This window comes from Methyloceanibacter sp. (assembly GCF_050728395.1).
In the GTDB taxonomy this organism is placed as follows: Bacteria; Pseudomonadota; Alphaproteobacteria; order Rhizobiales; family Methyloligellaceae; genus Methyloceanibacter.
On record NZ_JBOHJB010000102.1, the window covers coordinates 1 to 9,321 of the forward strand.

Genomic DNA, 9,321 nt, shown 5'->3' on the forward strand with positions numbered 1-9,321 from the left:
CTCGAGGTGCTTGGGCTGCCCGCCGGCGGCGATGGTGGCGAGAGTCCGCCCGTGAAAGGCGCCTTCGAAGGTGACGAAGCGGTAGCGCTCAGGCGCCCCTTGCTTGAAATGATAGCGGCGCGCCACCTTCATGGCGCCTTCGACCGCCTCGGCGCCGGAATTGGCGAAGAACGCATAGTCGGCGAAGGTCTCTTGGCAGAGCCTCGCCGCGAGCCGCTCCTGTCCAGGGATGCGATGCAGATTGGACACATGCCACAATTTTTCCGACTGCTCGTTGAGCGCCTTGACGAGATGGGGATGGGCGTGGCCGAGCGCGGTCACCGCGACACCTGAGGCGAAGTCGAGATAACGTTCGCCTGACGCGGTAAATAGGTAAGCGCCGTGCCCGCGCTCGAAGGCAAGTTCGCTGCGGGCATAGGTCGGAAGCAGGGCCGATTTGGACACGAGAGGTTGTCCCAAAATAAAATTGCCGCCGGCTGGGCGGCAGCAAGGAATTGCAGAGCTTTAGGTATCACGCGGGGGCCTGTCAATCAGCGGCCATTCACCTGCTTATCCAACACTCGTCCACGCTTTCATCCACGGCGCCGTTTGTATTCTCATCAAAGAAGTGGCAGACTCCGATTTGTCCGGTGGAAAACGGCGGAACCAAGCGTGGCGGACGCTTGCCGCCCTATCCCCGAGATTGTAGGTTAGTAGCCGCTCAGCCACAATATATGGTGGATGCAGCGTTACGCCTGGGCGGTCAATTCTCAGCAGTACATCAGCGTGACTGAACGCCGTCTCACGACGAGACGGGGGGATTCTGAGTCAAAAATGAGGAGGCCAAACCATGGCTTGGAATGATGAGAGGGTTGAACTACTGAAAAAACTTTGGGCGGATGGCTTGAGCGCAAGCCAGATCGCCGGTCGCCTCGGCGGGGTGACGCGGAATGCAGTGATCGGCAAGGTGCATCGTCTCGGTTTGTCGGGGCGGGCGACGAGCTCGCGCTCGTCGAGCCCAAGACCGCGGCGGGTGCAGGCGCCACGGCAGCACCGTGCTCCATCCTTGCTGTTCGGCACGCGCGGCAATGTCGCGCTGAAGCCGGTTTATGAGGAGGAGATCGAGCCTCAGCCGGCACCGATCGAAGAGCTGTACATACCGCCCGCCGAGCGGGCGACTATCCTCACCTTGAAAGAAGCGATGTGCCGCTGGCCCATCGGCGATCCTGGCGAGGAGGAATTTCATTTCTGCGGCCGCAAGACGTCCGGCTCGGTTCCCTATTGCGAGCATCACGCACGCCTTGCTTATCAGCCGGCGCCATCGCGGCGGCGGGACAAGAGGGTCGCATTCGGCTAGCCGCTTCGTGGCTTAGCCACGTTCGTGGCCGAGCCACTCCGCGGCTGAACCATTTCGGTCAAGTGGGGGGAAGGAAGGCGCCCGTTCGGCGCCTCCTTTTTGTCTCACCCTTCGAGACGGACCTGCGGTCCTCCTCAGGGTAAGGAACAATTCCTTATGCTGAGGAGCGCATCGACAGATGCGCGTCACGAAGCATGGAGTCTTGCTCAGACGGTCTCTTGCAGCTTGTCGGAGAAGGCGTAGCCGGCGCCGCGCACCGTGCGCACCGGGTCGGTCTCTGGCCCACGCATCATCGCCTTGCGCAAGCGGCCGATATGCACATCGACCGTGCGCTCATCCACATAGACGTTGCGGCCCCAGACGCCGTCGAGCAATTGCGCCCGGCTGAACACTCGGCCGGGGCTTTGCATGAGAAATTCGAGCAGGCGAAACTCGGTGGGCCCGAGATGCACCTGCCGACCGTTCCGCGTCACCCGGTGGGACTCGCGGTCTAGCTCGATGTCGCCCACGGTGAGCACCGAGGCGATGCGCTCAGGGCTGGTGCGCCTCAGAATCGCGCGCACCCGCGCCATGAGCTCAGGCAGGGAGAACGGCTTGACCACATAGTCGTCGGCGCCGGTGGTCAGCCCGCGGATGCGGTCGCTTTCCTCGCTCCGCGCCGTGAGCAGGATGATGGGGATGGTGCGGGAGTCCTTGCCGGTACGCAAGCGGCGGCAAAGCTCAAGCCCGGAGAGACCGGGCAGCATCCAATCGAGCACGATCAGATCGGGCGAGCCCTCGGCGATGGCCACTTCGGCCTCGTCGCCACGATGCACGACGTCGACGGCGTAGCCTTCGGCCTCGAGATTGTAGCGGAGCAGAAGCGCCAAGGGCTCTTCGTCCTCAACCACGAGGACTTTGGCTCTCGGGTTCATGGCTGAAACGCTCAGCATCTTAGCCCGCCGACCTCAAGGGGACCGGCGTCGAGCTGGTCGTATCGCTTTTCGGCCGCTGGTCGGTGATCACGTTGCCATGCACCAGGAAATAGACGGTCTCGGCGATATTGGTGGCGTGATCGCCGATGCGTTCGATGTTCTTGGCTCCGAACAGGAGATGGGTGCAGAGCCCGATATTGCGCGGGTCCTCCATCATGTAGGTGAGGAGCTCGCGGAACAGCGAGTTGTACATGGCGTCGATGTCCTCGTCGCGGTACCAGACCTTCAAGGCGCGGTCGGCATCACGCTCGATATAGGCGTCGAGCACCTCTTTCAGCTGGCCGAGGGCAAGCTCGCCCATATGCTTCAAGCCGAGCATGAGCTGCTTCGGCTGCTGCTCCCCCACCACGGCAAGCGCCCGCTTGGCGATGTTCTTGCCGAGATCGCCGATGCGCTCGAGGTCGGTCGAGATGCGAAGCGCCGCCATGATCTGGCGAAGGTCGTAAGCGAGCGGCTGACGCCGGGCGATCATGACGATGACCTGCTCCTCGATCTCCTTCTCCAATTCGTCGATCGCCTCATCCTGCTGGATGGTGGCGGCGGCGAGGTCGGGATCGCGGCCTTCGAGCGCATCGATGGATTGCCCGAGGACCTGCTCGGCGAGACCGCCCATCTTGGCGATCTTGTTGTTGAGCGAGGAAAGCTCCTCCTCGTAGGACCTGACGATATGTTCGTGCGTATCCATCTTCCTGCATCTCCTCGAAAGGGCGTGTCCTAGCCGAAGCGGCCGGTGATGTAGTCTTGGGTGCGCTCCATCCTCGGATTGGTGAAGATTTGGGTGGTGTTGTCGAATTCCACGAGCTCGCCGAGATACATGAAGGCAGTATAATCGGAGGTGCGCGCCGCCTGCTGCATATTGTGGGTGACGATGGCGATGGTGTAGTCGCGCTTCAAGACGTCGATCAGCTCTTCGATCTTGGCGGTGGAGATCGGATCGAGCGCCGAGCACGGCTCGTCGAGCAGGATCACTTCAGGCTTGATGGCGACGGTGCGGGCGATGCAAAGCCGCTGCTGCTGGCCGCCGGACAGGCTCAAGCCGCTCGCGTCGAGCTTGTCCTTGACCTCGTCCCAGAGCGCGCCGCGGCGCAAGGAGTCCTCCACGCGGGCATCGAGCTCGGCCTTGGACGGCTTCTCGTAGAGGCGAACGCCGAAGGCTATGTTGTCGTAGATGGTCATGGGAAACGGCGTCGGCTTCTGAAACACCATGCCGACCTTGGCGCGCAGCAAATTCAGGTCCTGTTTCGGGCTGAGCACGTTCGCGCCATCGAGTAGAACCTCGCCGTCAGCGCGCTGGTTGGGGTAGAGGTCGTAGATGCGGTTGATGATGCGGAGCAGCGTCGACTTGCCGCAACCAGACGGGCCGATAAAGGCCGTGACCTTATTCTGGAAGAGATTGACGTTGATGTCGGCGAGCGCCCGATATGCGCCGTAATAGAAGTTGAGGTGCCGCACCGAGACTTTCTGTTCCAAGCCTTCGGCAGGAGTCACCGCTTTTTCCTTAAGTTCAGTTTGGATCGCTAGACTCATAGTGGCACCTTTTTGGAAGCAAGCGAGCGCGCCAGAATGCTGAGGGCGAGCACGGTGACGGTAATCAGCAGAGCGCCGGTCCAGGCAAGCTGCTGCCAGTCTTCGTAGGGACTCAAGGCAAACTGGAAGATCACCACCGGCAGACTTGCCATCGGCGCGTTCAGATTCCAGCTGAAGAACTGATTGTTGAGAGCGGTAAACAAAAGCGGCGCGGTCTCGCCCGTGATCCGCGCGACGGCGAGGAGAACGCCGGTGATCATGCCGGCGCGGGCCGCGCGATAGGCCACGTCGCGGATGACAATCCACCGCGGCAGGCCGAGCGCGCTTGAGGCTTCGCGCAGTGTGTTGGGCACCAGCAGCAGCATGTCCTCTGTGGTGCGCACCACGACGGGGATGACGATCATGGCCAGAGCCACGGCGCCGGCCCAGGCTGAGAAATGCCCCATCGTGGCGACCATGATCTCGTAGACGAACAGGCCGACCACGATCGACGGCGCGCTGAGGAGAATGTCGTTGATGAAGCGGACCACCATGGTGAGCTTGGCGTAGCGGCCATACTCCGCCATGTAGGTGCCGGCCAGGACTCCGAGAGGCGTGCCGAGCAATACGGCGAAAGTGGTGAGTATCAGGCTGCCGACGATTGCATTCAGCAAGCCGCCGGCGCCTCCGGGCGGCGGCGTCATCTCGGTGAACACCGCTAGGGTTAGCCCGCCAACGCCCTTCACCACCAGCACGGTCAGGATCAGCAACAGCCAGGTCAGGCCGAAGCCGGCGGCGCCGATCGACAGCGCCGTGGCGATAAAGTTGGTGCGGCGCCTGCCGGCATAGCGTCCGGTAACTTGAGGGAGGGCCATGGTCAGGTCCCAGCCTTTTTCTCGATGCGCATCAGCATCAAGCGCGCTGCGGCGAGCACGATGAAGGTGATGAAGAACAGGATGAGGCCAAGAGCCACGAGCGAGGAGGTATAAAGATCGCCCACGGCCTCGGTGAATTCATTGGCGATGGTGGCCGAGATGGTCGTACCCGGCGCCAGGATGGAAGGCACGATGCGGTGCGCGTTGCCGATGACGAAGGTGACCGCCATGGTCTCGCCGAGAGCGCGGCCAAGTCCGAGCATGACGCCGCCGATGATGCCGACACGGGTGTAAGGGATGACGACCCGGCGCATCACCTCCCAGCGGGTGCATCCGATGCCGTAAGCCGCCTCCTTCAACACCGGAGGAACGGTCTCGAACACCTCACGCGTGATCGAAGTGATGAAGGGCAGCACCATGATGGCGAGGATCAGACCGGCGGTAAGCATGCCGATGCCGTAGGGCGGACCGGCAAAAAGCTGATTGAGCACCGGGACGTTGGCGAAGCCATCGATGAAGAGAGGCTGCACGTGCGCCTGGAACCAGGGCGCGAACACGAACAGACCCCAAATGCCGTAGATGATGCTCGGGATGCCGGCGAGCAGCTCGACGGCGATGCCGATCGGCCGGCGCAAGCGTTCCGGGCTGATTTCAGTGAGGAAGATGGCGATGCCGAGACTGACCGGCACGCCGATCAGCATGGCGATGAAGGAGGTAAGCACCGTGCCGTAGATGGCCGGCAGCGCGCCGAACTTCTCGGTGACCGGATTCCAGCTTTCCGAGGTGAAGAAGCCGAACCCAAAGGCCTTCCAGGCGGGAAGCGAGCCGAGCACCAGAGACAGCATGACGCCGGCAAGAAGCACCAGGACCGCTATGGCGGAACACTGGGTCATGATCCTGAAGGTGCTGTCGCCGATGCGGAAGCGGCGCAATGTTCTCGTGCGGTCTGCCCGTTCCTTGGCGAGGTTGGGAATGGGTACGGACTGGAGCGCCATATCCATAGTCTAGCAGCCTCTTGATAAGGGGCACTCACTTCAAGACCGAGGCAGGAGCGGGAAGGTGGTGCTCCTGCCTCGGCCTCGCTGACTTAGTTCATGGCAGTGAAGATCGGCTTGCCAGAGGAGTCCTTGATGTCCGAGGCCCACATCTTCTCGACATCGCCGACGACGTTGTCAGGCATGGGGACGTAGTCCAATTCCGCGGCCATCTTGCCGCCGTTCTTGTAAGCCCAGGCGAAGAACTTCAGCGCTTCGCCGGTGGCTGCCGGATCCTTCGGCTGCTTGTAAACGAGGATCCAGGTGGCGGCGGTCATCGGCCAGGAATCGTCGCCAGGCTGACTGGCTAGAATCACGCCGAAGCCCGGCTGCGATGACCAATTGGCATGCGAGGCAGCAGCGGCGAAGGTCGCCGAGGTCGGCTCGACTGTCTTACCGTCCTTGTTGACCATCTTGGTATAGGTCATCTTGTTCTGCTTGGCGTAGGCATACTCGACATAGCCGATCGAGCCCTTGGTCTGGCTCACATTGTTGGCCACGCCCTCGTTACCCTTGGCGCCCATGCCGGTCGGCCATTCCACTGCCTTCTCGGTGCCGACCTTACTCTTCCAGTCTTCGCTGACCGCTGAGAGGTAGTAGGTGAAATTGTAGGTCGTGCCGGAACCATCGGAACGGTGCACCACGGCGATGGCGCTGGAGGGAAGCTTGGCGTCCGGGTTCAACTTCTTGATCGCCTCATCATCCCATTTGGTGATCGCGCCCATGAAAATCTTGGCGAGCGTAGGACCGTCGAGAACGAGCTCGCCGGGGTTGATGCCCTCAACGTTGATCACGGGAACGATGCCGCCCATGACCATCGGAAACTGGGCAAGCCCAGAAGCAGTGAGATCGTCGCCGGAAAGCGGTGCGTCGGTGGCGCCGAAGGTAACGGTGTCGGCTTTGATCTGCTTGATGCCGCCGCCGGAACCAATCGACTGGTAGTTGAGACCGATCCCGGTCTCCTTCTTGTAGGCGTCGGCCCACTTCGCGTAGATCGGATAGGGGAAGGTTGCGCCAGCCCCTGAAATATCGGCGGCTTGCGCCGTGGTGATAGAAAACGCTGCGGCTAGGCCAACAGCGGCCGCATAGGACATGAACCTCATGGATGCTCTCCCTGTAGGGTGGAGAAATTCGGGTTCGAAACCGAACCTCCGGCAGGGGCCCCTCCCCCGCCGTCGAGGGAGCGTTAACGCCGCGCAATAACGCTACTATGTCAGTTATATGACAGTTGGGTGACAGTGCCGAAAAGGGCCGGAAATGGCTGTGGACAGGCTATTCGGCGGCCGTCGCCTTGATGGGAAGGGTCTCGCGGGCGGGGTCGAGGAGCACGGTGAAGGTCGAGCCCTTGCCGGGCTGAGAGGCGATGGCGAGCTCGCCACGATGGCGATTGAGGATGTGCTTGACGATTGCAAGCCCAAGCCCCGTACCGCCCTTCTCCCGGCTCGAGGCCACGTCGATACGGTAGAAGCGCTCGGTGAGCCGCGGCAGATGCTCCGGCGCAATGCCGGGTCCCTGGTCGATCACCGAGACCGCATAGCGGCCAGGCTGCCGACCAACCGGCGGCGCTTGCCGGGGCTCCAGTCGGATCGGCCCGCCCTTCACGCCATAGCGGAACGCGTTCTGCACCAGATTTTGGAACACCTGAACGAGCTCATCGCGGTCGGCCCGGACGATGGCCGGGCGTGGGAACCGTCCGACATGCAGCCGACCGCCGGAATCGCGCGCAAGCGGTTCGAGCGTGTCGCGCACGTGATCGAGCACGTCGTTGAGGTCGATGCGACCGCTCGGGGGAACATGGGCATTCATCTCGACGCGGGAAAGCGAGAGCAGCGCGTCGATCAGGCGCGTCATGCGCGAAGCCTGCTCCGCCATGATGGCAAGGAAGCGTTCGCGTGCCTTGGGATCGTCCTTGGCGGTGCCCTGCAGCGTCTCGATGAAGCCGCGCAGCGATGCAAGCGGAGTCCTGAGCTCATGGCTCGCATTGGCAATGAAATCGGCACGCATCTGGTTGATGCGCTCGACCTCGGTCAAGTCCCGCAACAGCACGAGGATGTCGCTGTCGGGCTCCGATCCGCGGGTGAGCGGCGCCACGGTCGCAGCCATGCGCCGGCCCACGGGAACCCTCTCGGCATAGGTCACGGTGACGGCGCGGCCGCGCGAGGGTGCCGCACTCACGGCGTCCAAGAATTCCGGCGTGCGGATCACCGAGGAGATGTGGCTGCCTTCGCGCAAAGAGGCGAACAGGCCCCTCGCCGGAGCGTTGCAGTAGAGCACCTGCCCCGCCGCATTCAGCAGAATGGCGGGATCGGGCAGGGCCTCGGCGATCACCCTCATGCGCGAGCTAGACCGCGCGGAACTCGTCAGCCGCGCAAGTTCGCTACCCTCGGCCTCATCGATTTCCTGACGCGGCAAGAGTGCGACCGAGGCGACGAAGCCGAGGAACGCGGCGATGGCGAAGGGAAGCGAGAGATGGGCGACGACCACGAGCGAGGCCATGATCACGGCGACCGCCACAATCAACCAAAGCGAGGACCATACCCTCGCACCAAGCTCGTGGAGGCCGCGAAGCAGAGCGGCGGCGGTCCTTGCCGGCAAGCTCGCGGCAAGTGGGGAGGCGGGGCGCCCTACCTGATCGATCAATGCCTTTCCCCCACGACGAAGCGAATCATTCGGGATACCGCCGAGATAGTGCGCCTCCAATCATTGCGCTGGGATTGTCACGCTTTTGCGACGGAGTACCGCAACTCCCGTGACATAACCATGACAGAGTTCTGGCTGGCCGACCCAGGCCCGCTTCATAGTTCCCCCAATTTAGGCGCCTTTCAAGATTATGACGGGCACGACAGCAGGATTTCAGGGGCCAAAGTTCTTTCGGGCCGTGTCAAGATCAGGCCCTTTCAACGCCTTTGCCGGCCAGTTGGGGGACTTGCATGAAGTGTGTATCGGTTTGCGTGACGTTCGTTGCCCTGGTCACGGCGCAGCCTGCCTTCGCCTCACCCCCGATCCCCGACTCTCCACTGGGCTGCCCTCCGGCCAAGACCATAACCGTCCCTCCTTCGGGAGAGGCCGGGGTCGTTCTCGCCGAGGGTCCGCAACTGATCTCCGAGCGGGTCGCCGGCCCCTTCGACCAGCCGCGTTCGGTCGGATTTCTGCCCGACGGCTCCTTCCTCGTCACCGAAAGAACTGGGCAGTTGCAGCTCGTCCGGACCACGGGCGAAAGCCGCCTCATCGCCGGCGTTCCAGAGGTGCTGACCCTCGGGCATGGCGGTCTGCTCGATCTCGCTCTCGATCCTGACTTTGCCGCCAATGCTACGATTTATTTCTCCTACCTCGTCGGTCAAGAGCAGGCCTCCAGGATGCGGGTGATGAAGGCCACGCTCGACGAGGGGAACGGAACTCTCACCGACCAGCAAGTCCTGTTCGAGAGCACGGCTGGACCGCGGCCGGAGCAGATTGGCGGGCGGCTTGCCGTGACCCCTGACGGCTACCTCTTCCTCTCCCTTGGCGACCGGTGGAGCGGCGATCCGGCACAGGACCTTTCCAATGACGATGGGAAGATCATCCGCATGCGCACCGACGGCTCGATCCCGGAGAGC

At 62.6% G+C, this 9,321-nt stretch carries 10 protein-coding genes; 2 read left to right on the forward strand and 8 right to left on the reverse strand.

The window, feature by feature from the left end; translation table 11 throughout:
• Positions 1-444: aminotransferase class III-fold pyridoxal phosphate-dependent enzyme (locus ACREC7_RS14145; protein WP_431556333.1), on the reverse strand; the 444-nt coding region annotated here is incomplete at its 3' end.
• 385 nt (positions 445-829) lie between these two features.
• On the opposite strand from ACREC7_RS14145, the gene ACREC7_RS14150 reads away from it, so the two are divergent.
• Positions 830-1,336, forward strand: coding sequence for a GcrA family cell cycle regulator (locus ACREC7_RS14150; RefSeq protein WP_431556334.1), 507 nt, complete (start codon positions 830-832; stop codon positions 1,334-1,336).
• Between the two features lie 206 nt (positions 1,337-1,542).
• Here the strand turns inward: ACREC7_RS14150 and phoB are convergent, their stop codons facing one another.
• The 7 genes from phoB to ACREC7_RS14185 all read right to left on the reverse strand — a co-directional run bounded on the left by phoB (position 1,543) and on the right by ACREC7_RS14185 (position 8,365).
• The gene (gene phoB / locus ACREC7_RS14155; RefSeq protein ID WP_431556335.1) at positions 1,543-2,268 is read right to left on the reverse strand and encodes a phosphate regulon transcriptional regulator PhoB; all 726 of its coding nucleotides are present in this window, start codon (positions 2,266-2,268) and stop codon (positions 1,543-1,545) included.
• Between the two features lies 1 nt (position 2,269).
• Positions 2,270-2,995, reverse strand: a complete 726-nt coding sequence (gene phoU / locus ACREC7_RS14160) for a phosphate signaling complex protein PhoU (RefSeq protein WP_431556336.1) — start codon at positions 2,993-2,995, stop codon at positions 2,270-2,272.
• Positions 2,996-3,024: 29 nt separating this feature from the next.
• Positions 3,025-3,837, reverse strand: coding sequence for a phosphate ABC transporter ATP-binding protein PstB (gene pstB / locus ACREC7_RS14165; RefSeq protein WP_431556337.1), 813 nt, complete (start codon positions 3,835-3,837; stop codon positions 3,025-3,027).
• Complete coding sequence (gene pstA / locus ACREC7_RS14170) at positions 3,834-4,691, reverse strand: phosphate ABC transporter permease PstA (protein WP_431556338.1); 858 nt, start codon at positions 4,689-4,691, stop codon at positions 3,834-3,836. The genes pstB and pstA overlap by 4 nt, the downstream gene beginning before the upstream one ends.
• Positions 4,692-4,693: 2 nt before the next feature.
• Positions 4,694-5,686 (reverse strand): phosphate ABC transporter permease subunit PstC, encoded by a 993-nt coding sequence (gene pstC, locus ACREC7_RS14175; protein ID WP_431556342.1) that lies wholly within the window; start codon positions 5,684-5,686, stop codon positions 4,694-4,696.
• A gap of 92 nt (positions 5,687-5,778) precedes the next feature.
• A complete protein-coding gene (gene pstS / locus ACREC7_RS14180; RefSeq protein WP_431556339.1) occupies positions 5,779-6,828 on the reverse strand; it encodes a phosphate ABC transporter substrate-binding protein PstS in 1,050 nt (349 codons plus the stop codon).
• Between the two features lie 169 nt (positions 6,829-6,997).
• Positions 6,998-8,365, reverse strand: coding sequence for an ATP-binding protein (locus ACREC7_RS14185; RefSeq protein WP_431556340.1), 1,368 nt, complete (start codon positions 8,363-8,365; stop codon positions 6,998-7,000).
• Between the two features lie 290 nt (positions 8,366-8,655).
• Between ACREC7_RS14185 and ACREC7_RS14190 the strand changes: the two genes are divergently transcribed.
• On the forward strand, positions 8,656-9,321 hold a 666-nt coding region (locus ACREC7_RS14190), incomplete at its 3' end, for a PQQ-dependent sugar dehydrogenase (protein WP_431556341.1).

Bases quoted from the DNA above. Each gene is read 5' to 3' on its own strand.
- ACREC7_RS14150 (WP_431556334.1), top strand. From the start codon at position 830: ATGGCTTGGAATGATGAGAGGGTTGAACTACTGAAAAAACTTTGGGCG.
- phoB (WP_431556335.1), bottom strand. From the start codon at position 2,268: ATGCTGAGCGTTTCAGCCATGAACCCGAGAGCCAAAGTCCTCGTGGTT.
- phoU (WP_431556336.1), bottom strand. From the start codon at position 2,995: ATGGATACGCACGAACATATCGTCAGGTCCTACGAGGAGGAGCTTTCC.
- pstB (WP_431556337.1), bottom strand. From the start codon at position 3,837: ATGAGTCTAGCGATCCAAACTGAACTTAAGGAAAAAGCGGTGACTCCT.
- pstA (WP_431556338.1), bottom strand. From the start codon at position 4,691: ATGGCCCTCCCTCAAGTTACCGGACGCTATGCCGGCAGGCGCCGCACC.
- pstC (WP_431556342.1), bottom strand. From the start codon at position 5,686: ATGGCGCTCCAGTCCGTACCCATTCCCAACCTCGCCAAGGAACGGGCA.
- pstS (WP_431556339.1), bottom strand. From the start codon at position 6,828: ATGAGGTTCATGTCCTATGCGGCCGCTGTTGGCCTAGCCGCAGCGTTT.